Origin of the sequence: Xanthomarina sp. F2636L, assembly GCF_026410195.1 — a bacterium.
In the GTDB taxonomy this organism is placed as follows: Bacteria; Bacteroidota; Bacteroidia; order Flavobacteriales; family Flavobacteriaceae; genus Xanthomarina.
This window is the reverse complement of sequence record NZ_JAPMLM010000055.1, coordinates 312,571-337,266: the sequence shown is the minus strand read 5'-3', so window position 1 is coordinate 337,266 and position 24,696 is coordinate 312,571. Positions and strand designations below refer to the sequence as shown.

Here is a 24,696-nt window from a genome sequence, read left to right as displayed (position 1 = left end):
TGTTATGGCAATAATTATAACAGACGAGTGTATAAACTGTGGCGCTTGTGAACCAGAATGTCCAAATAACGCTATTTATGAAGGTGCTGACGATTGGAGATATAAAGATGGTACTAGTTTAAGCGGAAAAGTGGTGCTTCCTAATGGTAACGAAGTGGATGCAGACGAAACTCAAGAACCAATAAGCGATGAAATTTACTACATAGTTCCAGATAAATGTACCGAATGTATGGGCTTTCACGACGAGCCACAATGTGCTGCTGTATGTCCTGTTGACTGCTGTGTTCCGGACGATTCACATGTGGAAACAGAAGAAGAGCTTCTTGGTAAACAACGCTTTATGCATCCAGAAGACTAATTGATAATTTATATGTAAAAATTTAAAAACCCCAAGCATTTGCTTGGGGTTTTTGATTATTTAAATTTAAGGTTTTAGATACTACTAAGTTTAAAATGGCAAATTAATAGATTCTGGAACTATAAAATCTTTGCTATATGGATTTTCAAGAAAGCTAAGTGGGGGTTTTTGAAATTTAAGAATATCTTCTTTTTCAATCCCATAAACCTGCCAATAATTAGAGACTAATTGAGCAAATATATTTTCATCCCAAAGCCCAAATTTAGGCTCTTTTCCAGTCGTTTTAACTTCTACGGAAATTCCATGATTTTGACTCTGTATGTTGTATTCTGGTTTGTAATGTAATATATAATCTGTATAATGAAATCTAGCGTACAGCTCTTCAAACTGAACAGGATGTAACACATGACCTGACATTTTATCGAGAATCTCTTTTTGCTTTTCGCCAATAACCCCATTATCTTGTAAACAAGCTATAAAGCCAAAGCCGTTAACTCCAAATTGGAACATTAAATTGATGGCATCGTCGCGATAACTAAAAATATCGGCTGAATATTTAAGAGGAAATACAGCGATGGTCCATGGTTTTTTTCCAACAAATGAAATGGGCTCTATTAAGGATTGTAGCATGAAATGAAAGTGGCCAAAACGCTCTTTGAGAGAGGCTGAAAGTTCAAAATCTTCCCCTTTTTTTAGCAGTCTGTCTCTTTCATATATCATTTCGTAATATAGCAGGCCATAAACCATTCTGCCAGTCCATTGAAAAAGCAACTCTTGATCGAGAGACGCCATGCCTTCAAAACCTTTTTTATAAGCCTCTTGAATTTTAACATCTAATTCTTCAAAAGCTTTTTTCACTTCTGAAGAACACGGTAATTTTAAGTCTGAATAATGATAAGATTTGGTTTTATCCATCATCTCAATTTTTTCATCACCAAATTTAAAATGATCCATGAGCCACTCAGGGAAAACGGTTAGATTTTCATCTGTTAAAACTCCTGAAAGAAAGCAAAAATGTTCATCAAAAATCAAATCCTTAAAAGGATTGTAAAGCAGTTCAGACATAAATATTTTAAGAAATTAAGTTGTAAATATTTTTTACAAATATAACCATAAACTATGGTTTGCTTGTTTCAATTTCTATCAAAAATTGTTTCAGAAATAAAATAAAAGTAGTTGCTTGTTTTTTGAAAATAACAAGTTATAATACCGTTTGTTATTCCTTTTAAAACTAGATAATAAGGTAATGTAAATAAATTAGAGTCTAATTAATTTCATTAGTATTTTAACCAATTCTGTAACAGATAACGTAAACCTGCGTCACATAAATATATTCTTCAATAACTTCCTACAAGACTTTAGCTATTGGAGGTCAAATTAATCAAAAAATGAAAAACATCTACCTCCTTGCTTTCATAGCAACCTTTAGTTTCCATGTTAAAGCACAAAACAACCCTTTTAAACCCATTCAAAATAACGATGGTTGGCAAACGAGTTATCTATTAGAAAACAATTTAAAGCTTCAAATAATGGATAGTCTTATCGCTTATGGAAAATTTAAACAGATGTCTAGTGTAGTAATTGCACATCAAGGTAAAGTTGTTTTTGAGAATTATTATAATAGTAACACGCCTAACACAAAACATAATACACGCTCTGCAACAAAAACCATAACAGGAACTCTTATAGGTTGTCTCCTTCAAGACGGTTCTTTAAAATCGGTAACCGAAAAAGCTACTATTTATTCCAAAACTAAGGGTGTACAATATTCCGATTCAAGAAAAGATAAGATAACTATTGAAGATTTACTTACTATGTCTTCAATTTTAGAATGCGATGATTGGGACCAGAACTCTCGAGGACAAGAAGAAAAAATGTACCTAATTGAAGATTGGGTGCAATTTTATTGGGATTTACCCATAAAGGGGTTCCCAGAATGGAAAACAAAACCCAAAGACACAAAATATGGTAGGAGTTTTAGTTATTGTACGGCAGGAGTTGTGGTTCTGGGAGACATTATTAATACCATTTCAGGGAATCTAGAGAACTACGCAGACCAAGCGCTTTTTTCAAAATTAGGAATTACAGATTATCATTGGCAAAAGACGCCAACAGGGCAACCAATGACAGGTGGAGGCTTAGGCTTAAAAAGTAGAGATTTGTTAAAAATAGGGCAATTATACATTAACAAAGGGAAATGGGAAAACAACCAAATTATTTCAGAAAACTTTGTTAGTGAATCTACAAGACCTCATTCTGAAGTTGGAATGTTTGATTACGAATATGGTTATTTATGGTGGCTCTCTGAATTTGGTAAGAAAGATGAAAAAGTAAAAGCTAGCTTTATGACAGGAACTGGAGGAAATAAAGTGGTAATTTTCCCAGACTTAGAATTAGTGGTTGTTTTAACGAGTACCTATTTTAATGGAGGAATGGAATCTCATCAGCAAACAGCCAATTTGTTAAATGATTTTATTGTTCCTGAAATTATAAAACTGGACTAATTTTATACTCATAACAAGTGTCCGAATACGCTTCTTGTATGATAATTTAGTGTCCAAAAACATTTCCTTATTTCACTATTCAAACTATTCAAGGAATTAACTACATTTGCAGCTTGAAAAAGTCCAGGGTTAATCCTCCATATTATTTTGCAGGATAATTTTGGAAGTTAATATAATAATATAGATTTCTATTTGTCGTCTTGAGTAGTAACAGAAACAAAATTTGTTTTTTTGTTGAATATTTAAGTAGGATCAAATGTCTTAATGATAAATAGAATATTAAAAAAGGAGATTCCTGCTTTCGCAGGAATATAGTTTATGAAAGCAGGCATCGTAGGATTACCAAACGTAGGGAAATCGACCCTTTTTAATTGTTTATCAAATGCTAAAGCGCAAAGTGCCAACTTTCCGTTTTGTACCATAGAACCTAATATTGGAATTGTAAACGTTCCAGATCCAAGGTTAGAAAAACTGGAAGAATTAGTAAAACCAATACGTGTGCAACCAGCAACTGTTGAAATTGTCGATATTGCAGGTTTGGTAAAAGGAGCAAGTAAGGGAGAAGGTTTAGGAAATCAGTTTTTAGCAAATATTCGTGAAACAGATGCTATTCTTCATGTATTACGTTGTTTTGATAACGATAATATTGTTCACGTAGATGGAAATGTCAATCCCATCCGTGACAAGGAAACTATCGATATGGAGTTGCAGTTAAAAGACTTAGAAACAGCTGATAAGAAGCTGGAAAAAGTTAAACGTGCTGCAAAAACAGGTAATAAAGAAGCTCAAAAAGAAGAGGCTGTTTTATTAAAAATAAAAGCAGGTTTAGAAGCTGGAGTTTCGGTTAGAGCTTTAGATTTTTCGGAAGAAGATTACGAAGATTTTGTAAAGCCAAGTCAGTTTATTACAGACAAACCGGTGATGTATGTTTGCAATGTGGATGAAGGTTCTGCAACCACAGGAAATGCGTATGTGGAACAAGTACGTGAAGCTGTTAAAGATGAAAATGCAGAGGTTTTAGTATTAGCAGTAGGAACAGAAGCAGATATTAACGAGTTGGATGATTATGAGGAGCGTCAGATGTTTTTGGCAGATATTGGTTTAGAAGAAGCAGGTTCGGCAAAATTAATCCGTTCGGCTTATAAGTTATTAAAGCAACAAACCTATTTCACAGCTGGAGTAAAGGAAGTTCGCGCTTGGACAGTTGACATTGGAGCTACGGCACCTCAAGCTGCAGGAGTGATTCATACTGATTTTGAAAAAGGCTTTATTAGAGCTGAAGTAATTGCATATAACGACTTTGCAACTCTTGGTAGTGAAGCTAAGGTGAAAGAAGCCGGAAAAATGCGTGTAGAAGGCAAGAATTACATTGTTAAAGATGGCGATGTTATGCATTTCCTATTTAACGTATAAATTATAATATCCCCTAATTTATTAATGTACATGAAAAAAATAATAATGGCTACAATGTTCTGTAGCATAATCTTCCACGGTTTTTCTCAAGATAAAAAACAGACTGCTAGCGTAGAAAAATCAGTTTATGGCATTCAAACAGGGTTTGCTGGTGTTTGGGGTCATGGTGAATTTAGATTATCCAACAAGTTTGCATTGAGAACTGAAATAGGGTTGGACTTAGGAATATGGGAAAATAATTACAAGAATGAAAGTGGTATTTTTTTTATTCCTGTGATTACTTTGGAGCCACGTTTTTACTACAACTTAAATAAGCGACTAAACAAAGGTAAGCGTATTGATGGCAATAGTGGAAATTTTATAGCTTTAAAAACCAGTTATAATTCAGATTTATTTTTCATTGGTACAAGTAAGGATATTTATTTAGAAACTGATTTTATGATTATTCCAACTTGGGGAATTAGAAGAAATATTGGAAAACATTTTAATTATGAGGCTGGTTTTGGTGTAGGTTATATTCATTATAGAGAAGAATATTATAGTGATAATAATAGTGATGTAGCAGTGAATCTACATGCAAGAATAGGTTATAAGTTTTAATTGTTTTTAGAATGAAATTATATATAAAACCCATGTTATTAATATCATGGGTTTTTTTGGAAATAACTTTAAGGTGTATATATTTGATTCCAAGTACTTTCTATATAAAATACTTTAAACCGAATCATAATAAAACTCATTCTACCAACACTCATAATTACAAGTGGCTTTTAATTAACTCTTTTTTACAGACTATGGTCTAAAATAGGTTTTCATTCGTAAATAAATTAATTAGATTTTTAATTTATACCCCAAATTTATGAATATGAAACAATTATTGGTTGGAGCCTTTTTAGGTTTCTATACCATCATGTCTTTTTCCCAAACAACTACAGAAGATTCCAAATTTGCTCTAGGTATTTCTACAGGTTATAATAGAGGTTTAGGCGTTCAGCTTAGTGTAACAGCCTTAAAACCTTTAGAAAACATCCCTTTGCAAATACGTTTTGGAGTGGGCTTATCCAAACTGGACCCTGGAAATGCTGCAGATGCCAGACGTATCTTTATTAATAATGCTACGAATGGTGTTCCTGAGAAAAAAGCGAGTGCTTTTGATTATCGATTAGACTTTATGTTAGATTCTAATTTAATTCCAATAGAGAATTTTCAAATTGCATTTGGACCAAGATATACAAGCTATAAAGCCAATTTTAACTATGTTGGAGGTAATGAAAATTTTGATGTCACTAGCAACCAATTTGGTATTGGAATAGGAGCAGAGAGTCAATTTAAAATAAACAACCGACTTAATTTACTAGCAGCTGTAGGCATTGATTACTATTTTAACAGCACTTTAAAAGGCCACGACACTTCTTACAGTCCAGATAATGACAATGTAAACCCTAGAAATGATAATGAAAATAACAATGAAGAGTTTACATATTCTGATGCTGATAAAGCCATAAATCAACCTTCTTTTATGCCCAGAGTCCTTATTGGTTTAGTTTATATGCTATAAAAGACTTTAAATATATTCGTATTAGCCAATGTTCTCAACAACATTGGCTTTTTTATTGTTAATTACTTTGTGACTTTGGTATTTTATATTTTGACTTGAAGTCTTATATTAGCAACGCACCAAAATTTGTACCAATTTTATGTCTGAACAATCCAATTATACCGAAGATAACATACGCTCACTAGACTGGAAAGAACACATTAGAATGCGTCCTGGAATGTATATTGGAAAACTTGGCGATGGTTCTTCTCCAGACGATGGAATTTACATTCTATTAAAAGAGGTTTTAGACAACTCCATAGACGAATACGTCATGGGTGCTGGAAAAACCATAGATGTGTCTATTCAAGGAAGTAAAGTTATTGTTCGCGATTATGGACGTGGTATTCCTTTAGGAAAAGTAGTGGATGTGGTTTCTAAAATGAATACAGGTGGAAAATACGATTCCAAAGCTTTTAAAAAGTCTGTTGGATTAAATGGGGTTGGTACTAAAGCTGTTAATGCATTATCATCTTTCTTTAGAGTAGAATCCACTCGAGATAATAAATCAGCTTCAGCAGAATTTGAACAAGGAAACCTTACCAATCAAGATTTATTAGATGACACCTCCAGAAGAAAAGGAACTAAAGTATCTTTTGTTCCGGACGATATTATTTTTAAAAATTATAAGTATAGAAGTGAGTATGTTGTAAAAATGCTTAAAAACTACGTGTATCTAAACACAGGGTTGACCATTATTTTTAATGGTGAAAAGTATTATAGTGAAAACGGTCTGAAAGATCTTTTGTCTGAAAATATCAAAGATACAGACAGATTATATCCTATTATTCATTTAAAAGGTGAAGATATTGAAGTTGCCATAACTCATAGTAAAACCCAATATAGCGAAGAATATCATTCTTTTGTAAATGGTCAAAACACCACTCAAGGTGGAACACATTTAGCGGCATTTAGAGAAGCTTTAGTAAAAACAATTAGAGAGTTTTATGGAAAAAACTATGAAGCTTCAGACATCAGAAAATCTATTGTCTCAGCTGTTTCTATAAAAGTAATGGAGCCTGTTTTTGAAAGTCAGACCAAAACCAAGTTAGGTTCTACTGATATGGGAGGGGAGTTACCAACGGTTAGAACGTTTGTAAACGATTTCCTAAAAACTCAGCTAGACAATTATTTACATAAAAATCCAGATGCTGCCGAAAAGATTCAGCGTAAAATCCTTCAAGCAGAGCGTGAACGTAAAGAGTTATCAGGAATTAGAAAATTAGCTAAAGATCGTGCTAAGAAGGCGAATCTTCACAATAAAAAATTACGTGATTGTCGTCTCCATTTTGGTGATATTAAAAATGAGAGATATTTAGAAACAACTTTGTTTATTACTGAGGGAGATTCAGCTTCTGGAAGTATTACTAAATCTAGAGATGTAAATACGCAAGCTGTATTTAGCTTAAAAGGAAAACCTTTAAACTCCTATGGCTTAAGTAAAAAAATAGTTTATGAAAACGAGGAGTTTAACCTCTTACAAGCAGCATTAAACATTGAGGAAACCATAGAAGATTTACGTTATAACAACGTGGTAATTGCTACAGATGCCGATGTGGATGGAATGCATATTAGGTTATTATTGATCACTTTCTTTTTACAATTCTTCCCAGAAATTATTAAAGAAGGACATTTATATATTTTACAAACTCCATTGTTTCGTGTTAGAAATAAAAAGGAAACCATCTATTGTTATTCTGAAGACGAACGACGTCAAGCTATTGAAAAGTTAAAGCCAAAACCTGAAATTACTCGATTTAAAGGTCTTGGTGAAATTTCACCAGATGAATTTGTGCATTTTATTGGGGAAGATATTCGTTTAGATCCAGTCATGTTAGATAAAGACATGTCTATTGAAGACTTACTTTCCTTCTATATGGGTAAAAACACGCCTACCAGACAGGATTTTATTATAGACAACTTGAAAGTTGAATTAGATATTTTAGAAGAAGAAAAGGTATAATGAAAATTTTAAGTTTCTGTATTCTATTTATCCTGATTTTATTGGCGCAAAGCAGTTATTCTCAATATGCTAAAATTGATCTTTCTTCCATTTCTGAAGACAAGAAAAATGAGGTTTATAATTTGGCTTACCAAATACTAACAACCTGTAATGAAGCTCCTAAATTAAAATCAAAAAACGCGACATTAAATTTTAGGAAATATTACGATGAAGTTAGATTAGCACGCAATTGCAAATGGCAAGAAGAACGTTATGGAGATGTAACTAGTGTTGTGTTAGAAGAAGTTATTTTCAGAAACGATAAAAATGTATATAGATATAAAGTAAAAAGATCAAAAGCAGATTGGCTTTCAGAAATTAGAATATTCATAGATGAAAAAGGAAAATATTCTAGTATAAATACTAAAAATTATTGGGCGGATAAGTTTTATTCTTGGAGTGACAACCCCAAACCGATTGTTGTAAATACAGAATTAGTTGATGATTCAATTATTAAACGAAATAATGAATTTGCATTGAAATCTTTCGACATTTGCGAAGAGACTGAGCTTTATAGCCTTAACGAAACAAATGCTATTTATAGAACCATAAGAGAGGTTCGGAAAAAACAGATGCTAGAACAATGCCGATCTATTAAAAGAAAATACGGCAATTTTAAAAATTTAAAATTTATTGAGTATTTAACAGATTCTATTTCTTTAAAAATATACAGATATCAAGTTGATTTTGATTCTTTGAAAAAACCTTCTGAAATTAGAATCTACTCAAGATTAAACGATAAGTATTCGGGGATTTTTGTATTAGATGTGTGGTATGATCAATATTTTAGTTTAAAAAAAGCAAATGAAAAATCACGAAACGAACTTGGAAATTAGTTAATTTAGTGAGTTAAATAATTTATTAAAAATGAGAACCAATAACGATAAGGTAAGAAATGTTATTATTTCAGTATATTTTATACTGATTGTACTAGCAATTTTATTAGCGACCATTTTTAGTGCTTTTAGCGAGTTTACTTCTAATCCGCTAATAACATTTTTTATACTAGTTAGTAGTTTTGCAGCACTTTTTTTTATTGTCCATTTTATTTCAAAATACTTCGAATATGATAGCGATGGCTTAAAAGTAATTGTAACCAATAAAGGCTTATTATTATCAGAACATTTTAATTATAGAGAACATTCAATTGAATTCTATAAAGACCAACTTACAGGTTTTAAATTCAATAATTATTTATTTTATAAAGAGTTGGTTTTGTTTATTAAAAGTAAACATGGTCATTCTAAAAAAGAACGTTTTAATGTGACTTTAGTTACTAAAAAGAAGAGAAAATACATCAAACAATCATTAAGTAAGATGATAAAAGAAAACAGAAAATCTAAAGATTAATGAGCGAAGAGAACGACAATTTGTTAAATGAACAAGAAGACAACAAAGAAACTATAACTAAGGTTTCTGGAATGTTTAAAGACTGGTTTTTAGATTATGCATCTTATGTAATTCTAGAGCGTGCAGTACCAGCTATTGAAGACGGATTTAAACCTGTACAACGTCGTATCATGCAGTCTATGAAAGATTTAGATGATGGGCGCTATAATAAAGTAGCCAATATTGTTGGGCATACCATGCAGTACCATCCTCATGGAGATGCAAGTATTGCAGATGCAATGGTTCAAATTGGTCAGAAAGATTTATTGATTGATACCCAAGGAAACTGGGGAAATATCTTAACTGGAGATAGCGCTGCAGCTGCGCGTTATATTGAAGCTAGGTTGTCTAAATTTGCGTTAGACGTAATTTACAATCCAAAAATAACCGAATGGCAAGCTTCCTATGATGGAAGAAAGAAAGAACCAATAAATCTTCCTGTCATGTTTCCGTTGCTTTTAGCTCAAGGAGGAGAAGGTATTGCTGTAGGGCTTTCAACAAAAATATTGCCACATAATTTTATCGAGCTAATTGACGCATCTATAAAACACTTAAAAGGGAAACGATTTACAATATATCCAGACTTTCCAACAGCTGGTATTGTAGATATAACCAATTATAACGATGGCTTAAGAGGAGGGAAGGTTCGTGTAAGAGCTAAAATTTCACAGTTTGATAAAAATACCTTGGTCATTACCGAAATTCCTTTTGGAACCAATACATCGTCTTTAATAGATTCTATTTTAAAGGCCAATGATAAAGGAAAAATTAAAATTAAAAAAATTGAAGATAATACGGCTGCAAAAGTAGAAATCTTAGTGCATTTACCTGGAGGAATTTCTCCAGATAAAACCATCGACGCTTTATATGCTTTTACTAGTTGCGAAAGTTCTATTTCGCCATTAGGCTGTGTTATTGAAGATAATAAACCCTTGTTTGTAGGAGTTTCTGAAATGCTACGTCGTTCTACAGATAATACAGTACAACTCTTAAAAAGTGAGTTGGAAATTCAACTTGGAGAATTTGAAGAACAATGGCATTTTGCATCTCTAGAACGAATTTTTATAGAAAATCGAATCTATAGAGATATAGAGGAAGAAGAGACTTGGGAAGGTGTTATTCAAGCCATTGACAAAGGTTTAAAACCTCATACTAAACACTTAAAACGGGCTGTTTTAGAAGAGGATATTGTTAGATTGACAGAAATTCGAATCAAACGTATTTCTAAATTTGATATTGATAAAGCACAACAAAAAATAGATGCTTTAGAAGATCAGATTGCTCAAATAAAGCATCATTTGGCAAACTTAATTGATTATGCAATTACTTTTTTTGAAAGATTAAAGAGAGACTACGGCGAAGGTCGAGAAAGACAAACAGAAATTAGAATTTTTGAAGATGTAGATGCTACCAAAGTAGTTATAAGAAACACAAAACTATACGTCAATAGAGAAGAAGGTTTTATAGGAACCTCTCTTAAAAAAGACGAATATGTTTGTGATTGCAGCGATATAGACGATATTATTGCCTTTACTAAAGATGGTAAAATGATGGTGAGTAAAGTAGACACAAAAACCTTTGTTGGAAAAGATATTATCCATGTAGCCGTTTTTAAAAAGAAAGACAAGCGTACCATTTATAACTTAATTTATAAGGATGGAAGCAAAGGTCCATCTTACGTCAAGCGTTTTGCTGTAACTAGTGTTACTAGAGATAGGGAATACGATTTAACCAATGGGAATAAAGGCTCTATGGTATGGTATTTTTCAGCAAATCCTAATGGAGAAGCTGAGATGGTAACCATTAATTTACGACAAATTGGTAGCGTAAAAAAACTAAAATGGGATTTAGATTTTGCAGAAGTATTAATTAAAGGCCGTGCATCTAAGGGGAATAGAGTTACTAAACATGCCATTAAGAAAGTAGAATTAAAGGAAAAAGGAGTTTCAACTCTAAAACCAAGAAAAATTTGGTTCGATGATACAGTTCAGCGTTTAAACGTTGATGAACGTGGCGAACTGGTTGGGGAATTTAGAGGTGAAGACCGAATTTTAATCATTACACAATCTGGAACAATCAAAACCATTATACCAGAAATTACAACGCATTTTGATGACGATATGATTGTGATGGAAAAATGGATTCCTAAAAAACCTATATCAGCCATTTACTTTGATGGTGAAAAAGAACGCTATTATGTGAAGCGTTTTCTTGTAGAAAATGAATCTCGTGAAGAAAATTTTATTTCCGAACATCCTAATTCTCAACTGGAAATTGTTTCAACAGATTGGAAACCCATGGCAGAAGTGGAATTTACCAAAGAAAGAGGAAAGGACAGAAAGGATAATCTGAAAGTTAATTTTGAAGAATTTATTGCTGTAAAAGGCATTTCAGCTTTAGGAAATCAGTTGACCAAGGATAAAATAAATCAAGTAAGTCTATTAGATTCATTGCCTTATGAAGCACCTGAAGAAATACCTGCCGAAGAAATTGAAGTGGTAGATGAAACAAATGTTTCTGATAAAAACCAAATAAAAAAATCCTCAGAAGATTCTACTCCTAATAATAACGACGATGAAGCAGAATCGGATTCTTTAGATGATAAAGGACAGACTAAACTGTTTTAATAAAAAGATAAATTACAAATTGTAAGTCTAGTTTATATTTAAAAATAAACTAGACTTTTTTTTTAACTGCTATTTTGGTTTATAACACCTATATTATCAATGAAAATCAACTCTAAATTTCAATCAAATCCCTTATTGTTAATAATTTAACAGCTTTCAATTTCATAAAAAAAGTTGAATATCAAATTTTATTTTGTACTTTTAAGTGTTAATCAATCCTTATTTTTATGAAAAATACTACATTAAAAACGCTGTTTTTACTTACAATTACGTTATTCATAACGTCTGCGTATGCACAAACAGACAGAAAATCGTACACTTCTACAGAGGTAGGAAAAGTACTGGAAAAAGTACAATCGGCAGAAAACTTAACACTAAGAGAGCCTGCTAATTTGCTTACTAAAGAAGAAAGTCAAATTCTGAGAGACTATTATATAACGTCAGAAATTTCAAATTCAACTTTTAGGGCTACTGGAGATGTTTATGCTTTGGATGTTAGAAATGGTGGTGATTATGGAACTTTTCCGTTAACTGGACCTTTTAATATTGCAAGTATTACTACCATTCCAAATGATATTTATGCATCAGATTTCGATGTAACAGGCACCTTGTATGCTTTGGAAACTACCAATGCTAATTTACTGACTGTCGATCCAGATACTGGTACAGTTACAGTAGTTGCGGCTCTTACAGGAGCAGCGACAGGACTTACTTATTCTGGCTTATCTTGGAATAAAATAAATTCTACCATGTATGCTCTAACCACAGACGGAACGACTACAAACCTTTATACTTTAGATCTAGCTACAGGAAGTATGACTTTAATTGGAGCTACCGGAACAACTTTAGGTATTTGGTTAGCCATTGATAACACGGGTATTATTTATATGGCTGACATTGGTAATGATAATTTATATACTTTAAGTCCTACAACAGGAGCAGCTACTTTGGTTGGTCCGTTAGGCGTTGATATTTCATTTGCGCAAGACGCTGATGTAGATCCTGTATCAAATACCTTATATATGGCAGGATATATAGGTGGAGGTGTAAATAATATTTATAGTGTCAATGTCACAACTGGAACTGCAACAGCTTTAGGTTCCGTAAATAGTAATGCTGCTGAGTTAGGTATGTTTTCTATAGATGGACCAATTGGTATTGACAACAATTTTGTTTGTGATGATGCCATTACCATAGGTTTAGGAATTATTAATTCCAACGGACCTTCGAATACAGCAGGAGGAGCTTCTAATGTTTGTTTATCAGGAGCTACAAATGCTGAATGGTATAAATATACTGCTACTAATTCGGGAGATTTAACTATTTCTTCAGATTTAGCATCAAACACAGGAGTAGATACTAGGGTGTCTGTTTATAATGATGACTGTAATAGTTTAGCCTGTATCGATTCAGATGATAATTCGGGTGCAAACAATACATCAACTGTTGTTATCCCAGTAGTAAGTGGAACCACTTATTTAATAGAATGGGATGATGCAAACAATGCAGATGCTTTCGATTTTGAACTTTCTTTAGCTATTTCTTGCCCTGATCCTGTAAACTTTTCAGTAGCATCTTTTACAGATACCTCTGCTGACTTTTCTTGGGATGCTGTAGTTGGAGCTACTAACGGTTACGTTTTAAGTGTATTCAACGCAGGAGACGACCCAGATGTTGATACTCCAGTTTATACAGAAAATATTCCTTCAGGAACGCTTACTGCAACAGCAACTCCTTTAATGGCGCAAACCATGTACGATGCTTATTTAACAGCAGATTGTGACACCGACGGTATGTCAAATTCTGTTTCTGTAAGTTTTGAAACAGATATAGCTCCCCCGGTATGTGGAGGAATGTTCTCAGACCTTGGTGGCAATACAGGACCATATCTACCTAACGAAAATACGGTAACAACTATAACGCCAGATGTTTCTGGAGATGTTGTAACGGTAACATTTACATATGTAGATATTGAAACTTCTTCAGGAAGTGGAAACCAAGATGGATGCTGGGACTATTTAACTGTTTATAATGGCCCTGACACAAGTTACCCTGTTTTAGCTCAAACCCTTTGCGGAGAAGAGAGTGGAGATGGAGGCGTGCCTTCTGTACCTGGAAGTTTATTATCTATTGGAATGTCGTTTACATCGACTGATGTTTCTGGAGCTTTAACTTTTGTGTTTACATCTGATGGTAGTGTACAGGAAACAGGTTGGTTAGCCGATGTTACTTGTGGACCACCACCAATGTGTGTAACACCTGGAAGTTTTACAAATGCCTCTAATACAGACACAACAGCAACTTACACCTGGGATGCTATTACAAATGCTAGTAATGGTTATATATTTAGTGTATTTAATGATGGAGATGATCCAAATACAGCTACTGCTGTTTATACTGAGAATGTTGCATTTGGAACAAATACGGCAACAGCCACTGGATTAATGCCAGCTACTGCTTACGATGCCTACATAGTAGCAGATTGTGATGCAGATGGAATCTCATCCATGGGCATGGATTCTTTTACTACTGAAGCAGCGCCACCAGTTTGTGGAGGATCTTTTGTTGATTCAGGTGGAGTTTCTGGGGATTATTCTCCTAACGAAAGTACAACAACAACGATTACTCCAGATGTTGCTGGAGAATATGTAACTGTAACTTTTACCTATGTAGACATAGAGGCAAATGCTTTTGGTGCTGGAAATCAAGATGGATGTTGGGACTTTTTAACCATTTACGATGGTCCTGATGCTTCTTCCCCAGTATTAGCACAAACCCTTTGTGGTGAGGAGAGTGGAGATGGAAGTATTCCATCGGTTGCAACAAGTTTACTTTCTACAGGAGACTCCTTTACATCGTCTCACACTTCTGGAGCTTTAACATTTGTTTTCACCTCTGATGGTAGCGTAAGTGAAACAGGTTGGATTGCAAATGTAACATGTGGAGCTTTATCAATTGATGATTACCAAGCAGATCAATTTAATTATTATCCAAATCCAACAACAGGACTATTACACATAAATGCGAAACAACAAATTGAAACTATTGAAGTTATCAATATGCTTGGACAACAAGTTATGAGTCTTAACCCAAATGCTTTGGAAGTAACTTTAGATTTTTCTAATTTAAATCAAGGAGCTTATTTCTTAAGATCTTCGATTAATGGGAATCTAACAACTCATAAAATTATTAAGAGATAAATTAATAAAGAGTTATATATTAAAAGACCATACAGATTTATTTGTATGGTCTTTTTTTTATATGTTTAAAGGCAGCTTTAATCTATTTTGCTTTTAACTTTTTCTTCTGAATTCTGAAGTTTAAAAACTCTACAAACAAAGAGAATGCAATAGCAAAGTATAAATAACCTTTTGGGATAGCTCCAACGGTTTGATCGAAAAATGAAGTTTCAGATAGGTGAGCAGCTTCTGTAATAAGCATAAATCCAATTAATATTAAAAAGGCCAAACCTAATATCTGCATACTTGGGTGTTCGTTTATAAATTTTCTAATCGGATTTGCAAATACAATCATAATAATGATTGAAATTACCACAGCAATAATCATAAGTACTAAAGCATAGTTATGGTTTGGATGAAGCCCATTAGTCATTCCAACAGCCGTTAAAATAGAGTCTATAGAAAAAATAAAATCAATTATTACTATTTGAGTAATGGCTTGAGATAAGGATGTAATCTTTTTACCTTTTACTTGATTTTCATCGTGTTCCGGAGATTCCACTTTTTCTCTAATCTCAGAGGTGCTTTTGTAAATTAAAAACAAACCTCCTATAAATAAAATAATGGCTTGCCCACTAATACCAATATAAAGCCAATCTGTATCAATAGTATAAAATGGTTTTTTTAAACCAATTAAAAAGGAAACAAAAAACAACAAGACTATTCGCTGTACCATGGCTAACAACAAGCCTATATTAGTAGCCTTAGCACGTTGATGTTCTGGTAATTTGTTGGCAGCAATAGAAATAAAAACAATATTATCTATTCCTAGAATAATTTCTAAAAAAGTTAAAGTTAGTAAGGCCATAATGGCATCACCAGATAATAAAAAGTCTATCATACTATTCTAGTTTAGTTGCAATCCCTTTTTGTTTTGTTTTATCTCCTACATAAGAATACTCAAACGTATAGGTAGAATCAGTAGTTACTAATATTTTTAAATGTATATCTTTCTGTTCAGCCATACTTTTAGGGTTTATGGTCTTAAAAACAACTTCGCAATCGTTAATCCATCGTACTTGAGACGAATCGACTTTATTATTATAAGTTTCAATTTGCAGGTCTTTGGTTCTAATAAATTCCGATTTATAAACCTGATCATCTATGATAATTTCACTGTAAAATTTTCCCGTCTGAAAATCTGCACATTCGCGTTCAACTTGATAACAGCTTGTAAACAAAAACAATAGGCTAAAACTTAAGAGGTATCTCATAGGTGTTTTCCAAGAAAGTGGAAGTCTTATTTTATATTAATAGAATAATTATTCAAAAATACTAAAAAGTAATACACAAAGCGATAGGAATATATGTTTTTCAAATTTCAAATAAAAAGAGTTCTTATACGTTTACTAGGTTATTATTATCTTTATAAATCTATCTTAAAGTCTTTTAATCTTCCTTTTAAAAGTGCTATTTTGCAGCGTTTTTACATTTACTTAGTAATTACTTAAAAATGACATCTCTTTATGCGTAAAATATTTTGTTTGCTCACTAGTTTTCTTGTATTCACAAGCCTTTTTGCTCAAACTTCAAATCCGTTGTTGGCTACAGATGTTGAAATGCAGCAGAAGTGGGTAGATAGTTTGTATAACAATATGACTTTAGAAGAGAAAGTGGGGCAACTTTTTATGGTTCAGGCTTTTTCTAATCAAGGTTTAGCTCATGAAAATATTATAAGTCAATTGATAACCAATCATCATATTGGTGGAATTATTTTTTCTAAAGGCGACCCGATTAACCAAGCCAGAATTAATAATATTTTCCAAGAAGCGTCAAAAGTCCCTTTGTTAATTGGAATGGATGCAGAATGGGGATTAAGCATGAGATTAGATTCTACTTATGCCTTTCCATGGAATATGACTCTTGGTGCCATTAAAGATAATGAGCTTATTGAACAAGTAGGTAAACAATTAGGTGAACATTGTAAGCGTTTGGGAGTTCATTTTAATTTTGCGCCTGTTGTTGATATTAATACCAATCCAATAAACCCAATTATAGGTAACAGGTCTTTTGGAGAAGATAGAGACAATGTTACAGAAAAATCCTTAGCCTTAATGAAGGGCATGCAAGGAGCAGGAGTTTTAGCAAATGCCAAGCACTTTCCTGGGCATGGAGATACAGATACGGATTCTCATAAAACTTTGCCAAGTATTAATTTTGATGCTAAGCGTATTGACTCCGTAGAGTTTTATCCTTATAGAAAACTAATTAATGAGGGTTTATCCAGTGTTATGGTTGCTCATTTAAGTGTACCAGCTTTAGAGTCTAGAGAGGGTTATCCGTCTTCTTTGTCTTATCCTATTATAACTGAAATTTTAAAACAAAAACTTCAGTTTCAAGGTTTAATCTACACGGATGCCTTAAACATGAAAGGTGCTGCTAACTTTGGTAGTGATGGAGAAGTTGATTTAGCGGCCTTCATGGCTGGTAACGATGTATTGCTTATTCCTGAAGATGTTGCTAAAGGAATTAATAAAATAGTAGAAGCCTATAATTCCGGAATCATTTCAGAAGAAAGATTAGCACATTCGGTTAAAAAAATCCTTCAAGCAAAATATAAAGTTGGTTTAAATAATTATAAACCTATTGAAACAAAACATTTAGTCGAAGATTTAAATAGAATACAAGACAAAACCTTATCTGAAGTTCTTTTTGAAGATGCCATTACCGTTATAAAAAACAAAGAAGAATTACTTCCAATCAGAAAATTAGAGAAGAAAAAAATAGCTTATGTTAAAATGGGCGATGATGATGGCTCTACTTTCTTTAAAGAACTTCAAAAATATGCTAAAGTTCATGAGGTTTCAGACGATAATTTAGACGGATTAATAAGTAAACTCTCTGGTTATAATACTGTCATTGTTGGTTTCCACCGTTCTAATGATAATCCGTGGAAAGATTATAAATTTAGTGATAAGGAGTTGGTTTGGTTGTACGAAATTGCTAGAAACAATAATGTGATTCTCGATGTTTTTGTAAAACCTTATGCATTACTTGACTTATCAACAGTAACAAACTTTGAAAGCATTATAGTTAGTTATCAAAATAGTGAAGTAGCTCAACAAAAATCGGCACAACTTATTTTTGGTGCTATTCCGGCAAAAGGCATGTTACCCGTTTCTGTTGGAAACGGATTTCATGCTGGAGATGGGGTTGCTTATGCTAATTTATCACGTTTAAATTATGGATTACCAGAACGTGTTGGAATGAGTTCAGAAAAACTTAAAAAACTGGATTCTGTTGCTCAATATGCAGTAGATAAAAAAATGACTCCGGGAATTCAATTGCTGGTTGCTAGAAAAGGAAAAGTTATTTATAACAAAAACTTTGGAACGCATACTTATGATAAAAAATCAGAACCAGTAGCTTTCGATGATATTTATGATGTTGCATCATTGACAAAAATCTTAGCAACCTTACCGTTATTAATGGAACTTGAAGATAAAGGAGAAATTAATTTAGATTCTAAATTGTCCGATTTACTTCCAGAATACGCTAACTCTAATAAGAAAGACATCACCTTAAAAAAGATGTTATCTCATTATGCTAGACTAAAACCGTGGATACCTTTTTATTATGCCACTTTAGACTCTACAAAACATCCAGATCCTAAATATTACAGAAAGGAACCAAATAAAAAGTTTTCGGTAAAAGTAGCTAACAATCTTTATATGAGAAAAGATTATCAAGACTCCATTCAGAAAATAATAATGGATACAGATCTTTTAAATAAAGAGAGTTACAGGTATAGCGATTTGCCCTATTATATTTTAAAGAAATATATTGAGACTTATTACGACCAAACCTTAGATGTGCTTGTGCAAGATCATTTTTATGAATCTTTAGGAGCAAATTATACCACTTATAATCCGTATGTTAAGTTTAGTGGAAAAAAAATCGTTCCAACAGAAGTTGACGATTATTATAGATATCAAGAAGTGCATGGTTATGTACACGACATGGGAGCAGCGATGCAAGATGGGGTAGGTGGCCATGCTGGTGTTTTTAGTAATGCTAACGATGTTGCCAAAATAATGCAGTTGTTTTTGCAAAAAGGATTTTATGGGGGAAAACGTTATTTTAAACCAGAAACTGTAGATAAATATAATACCTGTTATTTCTGTGATGAAGATAATAGACGTGGTATTGGTTTCGATAAACCGCAACTAGGCGATGTTGGACCAACTTGTGGATGCGTGTCTATGGCTAGTTTTGGACATTCGGGCTTTACAGGAACTTATGCTTGGGCAGATCCTGATGAAGAAATTGTATATGTGTTTTTAGCAAATAGAACCTATCCAAAAGCAGATTCAAATTTGTTGCTAAAAGCAAATATTAGAACAGATATTCAACGCTTAATTTATGAAGCAATTATAGATTAAGTCAGTACTTATAATTATATACACTTAATAATGTAAATATGAAAATTGGAATTGTATGTTATCCAACTTTTGGTGGTAGTGGCGTAGTAGCAACAGAACTAGGAATTGAGCTTTCAAAAAGAGGTCACGAGGTTCATTTTATTACTTATAAACAACCAGTAAGATTAGATCTTCTGGGAAGTCATGTGCATTTTCACGAAGTAACAGTTCCAGAATATCCGTTATTTCATTACCAACCATACGAATTAGCTCTTTCTAGCAAATTAGTAGATATGGTTAAGCTTCATAAAATAGAGGTTCTTCATGTTCATTATGCTATTCCTCATGCTTATGCTGCATATATGGCCAAAAAAATGCTACAAGAAGAAGGAATATATTTGCCTATTGTAACAACGCTTCACGGCACGGATATTACCTTGGTTGGATCACATCCATTTTATAAAACAGCAGTTACTTTTAGTATTAACCAATCTGATGCGGTAACCTCTGTTTCAGAAAGTTTAAAGCAAGATACTTTAAGGTTATTCGATATTAAAAACGATATTCATGTGGTGACAAACTTTATAGATATTGCTAAACACACACCAAATTTTATCGATTGTCAACGTGATTTACTAGCAAGTAAAGATGAAAAAATTATTACTCATATAAGTAATTTCCGAGAAGTAAAGCGTATTCCAGATGTTATTAAAGTATTTTATAATATTCAGAAGGAAATTCCTGCTAAATTAATGATGGTTGGTGAAGGACCGGAAAAGGAACCAGCAGAGCAATTATGTGCTAAATTGGGTATTGAAGATAAGGTTGTTTTCTTTGGAAATAGTAATGAAATAGACCGTATTTTATGTTATTCCGATTTGTTTATTCTTCCTTCTGAAACCGAAAGTTTTGGTCTGGCTGCATTAGAGGCCATGGCGTCTGGTGTACCAGTAATTTCAAGTAATTCAGGTGGTATCCCAGAAGTAAATATAGAAGGTGTGTCGGGATATTTAAGCAATGTTGGAGATATAGACGACATGAGTAAAAACGCGCTTCGTATTCTAAAAGATGAAACGACTTTGGCAAAATTTAAGGAAGCAGCTAAAAAACAAGCCTGTAATTTCGATATCTATCAAATTGTACCCCAATACGAAGCTATTTACGAAGCAACCCTTGCAAAATGTAAACCCTTAATATAACTTTCATAAATATATTTTATACCTTTCTGTTCTTAAATAATTCTATCCAAAATGAACAGAAAATCTTTTTTAAATTTAACAGCACGCGCAGGACTTTTTCTGGGTCTAGCGCCAAGTGTGCTTGCAGGAAATAGTAACGAGAAAGTAGAGAAAGAACTAGTTAACGAACTGTTAAAACAGAAAAAAGCTAAAGGAAGTGCAGTAGGTCTAACTGCAGATCCAATTTCAAAAGTCCGTGTAGGAATGATTGGAATGGGGAACAGAGGAGGCGTTCTTATTCAAATGTTTGATTATCTCATAAAAAATAATCATGCAGAAATAGTAGCACTTTCAGATTTAAAACAAGATAAGGTTGAAAAACATAACGATTATCTTAAAACCATTCAAAACAAACCAGCCGATTTATACTATGGAAATGAAAACGAATGGAAAAAATTAGCAGAAAGAGACGATATTGATTTAATCCTAATTGCAACCCCATGGAATACGCACACAGAAATGTCTGTTTATGGTATGGAGCAAGGGAAACACGTGGCTTGCGAGCAACCAATGGCTATGACTTTAGAAGATTGCTGGAAGTTGATTGAAGTAGCAGAACGTACAGAAAAACACTGTATGTACATGGAAAATTGCTGTTATAACGGCGAAGAGCTTTGGGTATTAAATATGATAGATCAAGGTGTTTTTGGTGATGTTAATCATGCTGAAGGGGCTTATATTCACGACTTACGTAAACATATGATGGACGACAAATACTACGAAAATCAATGGCGTATAAAACATCATGAAACAAAAAACGGAAATTTTTATACAGGTCATGGTTTAGGACCAACAAGTTTTTATATGGATATCGGGCGTGGAGATAACTACGATTTTATTACATCGATGAGTTCTCGTGATGATAGTATGAAAGCTGGAGCTGAAATTGAAAATTTCCCGGTAAAGAATTTTGCTTGTGGAGATATGAATACCACCTTAATTAAAACAAAATTAGGGAGAACTATCATGCTTCAATTCGATACACATACCGGAAGACCTTATTCTAGACTTAATAATGTATTTGGAACCAAGGCAGCTCACGAAGGTTATCCTTCCAGGTTGTATGTTGGTCACGAAGAACTCCAATGGGGACATAATTGGCTTACTGATCAGGAATATAAAGATTATAGAGAACGATATGACCATCCCTTATGGAATAAACTAAAAACGCAAATAGATTCCAATGCTGTGGGACATGGAGGAATGGATTTTGTGATGATTTATAGGTTAATCCGTTGTTTAAACGAAGGTTTGCCTTTAGATATCAATTTATACGATAGTGTTCTTTGGAGTGCCATGACGCCTTTGTCTGAGATATCTGTTGCTAATGGTAGTGCCAGAACTGAAGTTCCAGATTTTACAGGAGGAACATGGGAAACGCCAAGAAAAAATGAAATTTTACGAGATTTTCTATAAATTAAAACTAGAATAAGTAATACGTTTTATCTCATCATAATTCTGAATGGCACTTTTTAAAAGTGCCATTTGGTTTTTAGCTCGAACCAAATTGTGTTCTTTAAAAGCAGTTTTATAATACACATCATTATTTAAATAATCTGTTAAAAACCTTAAACCCATAATAAAAATGATGGTTTTTACACCTAATGGTAAATAACGTTTTTCTTCTGAAGTTAAAATATTAGAAGTTTCTAAGGCAAAGCCTTTACAAAACGCTTTATAAAACTTTAAATTGATTGTAGTTCCTTCTAAATCTTCAGAATCTTCAACAGTATTGGAGCAGATGGAACGAATCGAATCTCCAAAATCAAAATGCACAATTCCAGGCATAACCGTATCTAAATCAATAACGGCCAACCCATTATCTTCTTTGTCAAAAAGAATATTTGATAATTTAGCATCGTTATGGGTAACTCTTATTGGAAAATTGTCTTTTTCTTTTAATTCTGAAAGAAGAAACATCTCCTTTTGATGTTCCAACGCAAAACTTATAAGTTCGTGAGCTTTTGCTTTTCTGGATCCTTTTGCTTGCTTTAAAGCTTCTTCAAATTGAAAAAACCGGAAAGGAACCGAGTGAAACTTAGGAAGTGTTTCTATAATTCCTTCAGTATTTAAAGTTTCCGTATGTGCTATAAAATTCCCAAATAATTTTGCTGCTTCAAAAACCTGCTTTTCATTAAGTGCTCTATCAATAGTTTTAGATTTAGGAATATATTCCATTAATGTCCAACAACCGTTATGAGCTTCAACAAAAAAAGCATCATTTTCCGTTTTAATAAACCCAGCAATTTGATACTTGTTATTAGATTTTTGATAGGATGTTTTTAAATGATTACTAACAATCACCTTATTTAAAATAATTTCATTTAAATTGTTAAATACTTGGTCATTAATCTTTTGAAGTACATAGTTTAAACCATTACTACAATAAACTAAATAGGTGTCGTTAATATGTCCTGAAGCCAAAACTTCAATCTTTACAACAGTCTGTTTTACCTGAAATTGATTAAAAATATTTTTAAGAATCTCCATTAATTACCATAGTTTTGTTGGATAAACATCTTCAGAAATAAGATCTAAAAGTTGTTTTTTTACCGTAGGTTCATCTTCTCTATAAGTAACTCCAAACCAGTTGGTGTTAGTTTCAAGCATTTTGTAAGTTGTTATGTTTTCTTTAATTGTATAATCAACAACCTGAGGTATGTAGAACTCCGCCGTTTCAGAATCTTTATTTTCTAATAGGAAATGTTTAAACAACTGTGCAGTTACTTGGAAAATTTCTGGTGTAAATCCCCAAAAATTCATGGAAACTATCGTAGTTAAAGGCATTAACACATTGTCTTTGCTAATGTCTGTACGTTCAATGATACTGATAAGTTCTTGCTTTTCATTTAAAATACATTCTCCTCTGGAGACCGTTCCAAAATCTGATAAGGTATTTTTTAGTTGGTAACCAACAAAGTAATTTTGTTGAGTTGAATCTTGATATAGCGCGTCGTGCATGAGTTCAAAAGCTTCTCTTCCATAAAAATCGTCAGCATTAATTAGAGCAAAGGGGTTGTTTATCGTGTTTTTTAAAGATAGTAAGGCATGGCCAGTTCCCCAGGGTTTCTTTCGTTTTGGTAGGTCTTTTGTGTCTTGGATTACAAAGTCTATTTGAATATGTTTAGGTAATTTTTTTGAGTATCGTTTTTCAAAAACATCTAAAATCTCATTTCTCACAATAAAAACTAAGTGATTGAAGCCTACCTGAATTGCATCGTATACAGAAAAATCTAAAATAGCATACTCATGTACAACAGTATGTGTTTGTTTTAAACCTCCAAATCTGGAACCCATTCCAGCCGCCATAATGGCTATCGACTTTTGTGTCATTCTACAAAATTAGACAAAAAAAACACCTTAAAAAAAGGTGTTTTGTATAATGTTTTAGAAAGCTATTTAGAATTGATATCTAACCCCTAAACCTAGGTCGAAATCAAGATCGTTATTATCGTATGCGCTTCCTCCAAAACCTAGTTCAGGTCTTACGTCAAGCGATAGAAGCAGAGGAAAATCAAAACTATATTCAATACCAACTGTACCAGTTAAAATAACAAATCCATCGCTATGTTTGTGACCGTAGTAATCTTTATAGCGGTTCGAAGCAAAGCCAATTCCAGGCCCGGTGTACCAATTAAAACCACCGTCTATATTCCAAAGCCATTGGTATAAGCCAATTAGTTTAACACCATCGTAATTTTTTCCATCACTCCAACCAAAATTAAATTCTAGTCTATTGTTTTCCATAATGGCACGCTGGTAAGAGATAGAGGCACCAAAGCCATCGCTGTCACCAAGCCTAAGGCCTATGGCATTTTTAGAGATTTCTTGCCCTTGAATAACGGATGTAAAAGCCACAAAGGCTACTGCAATTAATATTACTTTTTTCATAATTTATTATATATGTATTAAATTCAAATTAACCACTTTGTTTCGTGATAAGTCATAAACTAATCTTAAATTTATGG

General features: G+C 33.0%; 19 protein-coding genes. 13 read left to right on the top strand and 6 right to left on the bottom strand.

Features of this window, described 5'->3' with window-relative positions; all coding sequences use genetic code 11:
- Window positions 1-4 precede the first annotated feature (4 nt).
- Window positions 5-358, top strand: a complete 354-nt coding sequence (locus tag OS191_RS02600) for a 4Fe-4S dicluster domain-containing protein (protein WP_267154152.1) — start codon at window positions 5-7, stop codon at window positions 356-358.
- A gap of 90 nt (window positions 359-448) precedes the next feature.
- On the opposite strand, the gene OS191_RS02595 is transcribed toward OS191_RS02600, so the two are convergent.
- A complete protein-coding gene (locus OS191_RS02595) occupies window positions 449-1,423 on the bottom strand; it encodes a hypothetical protein (protein WP_267154151.1) in 975 nt (324 codons plus the stop codon).
- A gap of 323 nt (window positions 1,424-1,746) precedes the next feature.
- Here OS191_RS02595 and OS191_RS02590 point away from each other — a divergent pair, with 323 nt between their 5' ends.
- From OS191_RS02590 to OS191_RS02550, 9 genes are all read left to right on the top strand, one after another.
- A complete protein-coding gene (locus OS191_RS02590; protein WP_267154150.1) occupies window positions 1,747-2,862 on the top strand; it encodes a serine hydrolase domain-containing protein in 1,116 nt (371 codons plus the stop codon).
- A 318-nt stretch (window positions 2,863-3,180) separates the two neighbouring features.
- Window positions 3,181-4,275, top strand: coding sequence for a redox-regulated ATPase YchF (gene ychF / locus OS191_RS02585; protein WP_267154149.1), 1,095 nt, complete (start codon window positions 3,181-3,183; stop codon window positions 4,273-4,275).
- 30 nt (window positions 4,276-4,305) lie between these two features.
- Window positions 4,306-4,875, top strand: coding sequence for a hypothetical protein (locus OS191_RS02580; protein ID WP_267154148.1), 570 nt, complete (start codon window positions 4,306-4,308; stop codon window positions 4,873-4,875).
- 265 nt (window positions 4,876-5,140) lie between these two features.
- Complete coding sequence (locus OS191_RS02575) at window positions 5,141-5,833, top strand: TonB-dependent receptor (RefSeq protein WP_267154147.1); 693 nt, start codon at window positions 5,141-5,143, stop codon at window positions 5,831-5,833.
- 139 nt (window positions 5,834-5,972) lie between these two features.
- Window positions 5,973-7,835, top strand: coding sequence for a DNA topoisomerase IV subunit B (locus OS191_RS02570; protein ID WP_267154146.1), 1,863 nt, complete (start codon window positions 5,973-5,975; stop codon window positions 7,833-7,835).
- On the top strand, window positions 7,835-8,710 hold the full coding sequence (locus OS191_RS02565) for a hypothetical protein (protein WP_267154145.1): 876 nt from the start codon (window positions 7,835-7,837) through the stop codon (window positions 8,708-8,710). The genes OS191_RS02570 and OS191_RS02565 overlap by 1 nt, the downstream gene beginning before the upstream one ends.
- A gap of 31 nt (window positions 8,711-8,741) precedes the next feature.
- Window positions 8,742-9,224, top strand: a complete 483-nt coding sequence (locus OS191_RS02560) for a hypothetical protein (protein ID WP_267154144.1) — start codon at window positions 8,742-8,744, stop codon at window positions 9,222-9,224.
- Window positions 9,224-11,890, top strand: a complete 2,667-nt coding sequence (locus tag OS191_RS02555; protein ID WP_267154143.1) for a DNA gyrase/topoisomerase IV subunit A — start codon at window positions 9,224-9,226, stop codon at window positions 11,888-11,890. Before OS191_RS02560 ends, OS191_RS02555 begins: the two co-directional genes overlap by 1 nt.
- 227 nt (window positions 11,891-12,117) lie before the next feature.
- A complete protein-coding gene (locus OS191_RS02550) occupies window positions 12,118-15,090 on the top strand; it encodes a T9SS type A sorting domain-containing protein (protein WP_267154142.1) in 2,973 nt (990 codons plus the stop codon).
- Between the two features lie 82 nt (window positions 15,091-15,172).
- Here OS191_RS02550 and OS191_RS02545 read toward each other — a convergent pair whose 3' ends face one another.
- Window positions 15,173-15,970, bottom strand: coding sequence for a TerC family protein (locus OS191_RS02545; protein ID WP_267154141.1), 798 nt, complete (start codon window positions 15,968-15,970; stop codon window positions 15,173-15,175).
- Between the two features lies 1 nt (window position 15,971).
- On the bottom strand, window positions 15,972-16,343 hold the full coding sequence (locus OS191_RS02540) for a DNA topoisomerase IV (protein WP_267154140.1): 372 nt from the start codon (window positions 16,341-16,343) through the stop codon (window positions 15,972-15,974).
- Between the two features lie 252 nt (window positions 16,344-16,595).
- Between OS191_RS02540 and OS191_RS02535 the strand changes: the two genes are divergently transcribed.
- The 3 genes from OS191_RS02535 to OS191_RS02525 are packed head-to-tail and all read left to right on the top strand — an operon-like array spanning window position 16,596 to window position 22,144.
- Entirely contained in the window at window positions 16,596-19,511 is a 2,916-nt protein-coding gene (locus OS191_RS02535; protein ID WP_267154139.1) for a serine hydrolase domain-containing protein, read from the top strand.
- 38 nt (window positions 19,512-19,549) lie between these two features.
- Window positions 19,550-20,689, top strand: coding sequence for an N-acetyl-alpha-D-glucosaminyl L-malate synthase BshA (gene bshA / locus OS191_RS02530; RefSeq protein WP_267154138.1), 1,140 nt, complete (start codon window positions 19,550-19,552; stop codon window positions 20,687-20,689).
- Window positions 20,690-20,740: 51 nt separating this feature from the next.
- Window positions 20,741-22,144 carry a Gfo/Idh/MocA family protein gene (locus OS191_RS02525; RefSeq protein ID WP_267154137.1) on the top strand — a complete coding sequence of 468 codons (1,404 nt, stop codon included), beginning with the start codon at window positions 20,741-20,743 and terminating at the stop codon, window positions 22,142-22,144.
- Here OS191_RS02525 and OS191_RS02520 read toward each other — a convergent pair.
- The 3 genes from OS191_RS02520 to OS191_RS02510 all read right to left on the bottom strand — a co-directional run bounded on the left by OS191_RS02520 (window position 22,139) and on the right by OS191_RS02510 (window position 24,619).
- Window positions 22,139-23,218, bottom strand: a complete 1,080-nt coding sequence (locus tag OS191_RS02520) for a phosphotransferase enzyme family protein (RefSeq protein WP_267154136.1) — start codon at window positions 23,216-23,218, stop codon at window positions 22,139-22,141. The two genes, OS191_RS02525 and OS191_RS02520, sit on opposite strands and share 6 nt — an antisense overlap.
- Before the next feature lie 3 nt (window positions 23,219-23,221).
- Window positions 23,222-24,061, bottom strand: a complete 840-nt coding sequence (locus OS191_RS02515; protein WP_267154135.1) for a sugar phosphate nucleotidyltransferase — start codon at window positions 24,059-24,061, stop codon at window positions 23,222-23,224.
- A 66-nt stretch (window positions 24,062-24,127) separates the two neighbouring features.
- Window positions 24,128-24,619, bottom strand: a complete 492-nt coding sequence (locus OS191_RS02510; protein WP_267154134.1) for a hypothetical protein — start codon at window positions 24,617-24,619, stop codon at window positions 24,128-24,130.
- Window positions 24,620-24,696 lie beyond the last annotated feature (77 nt).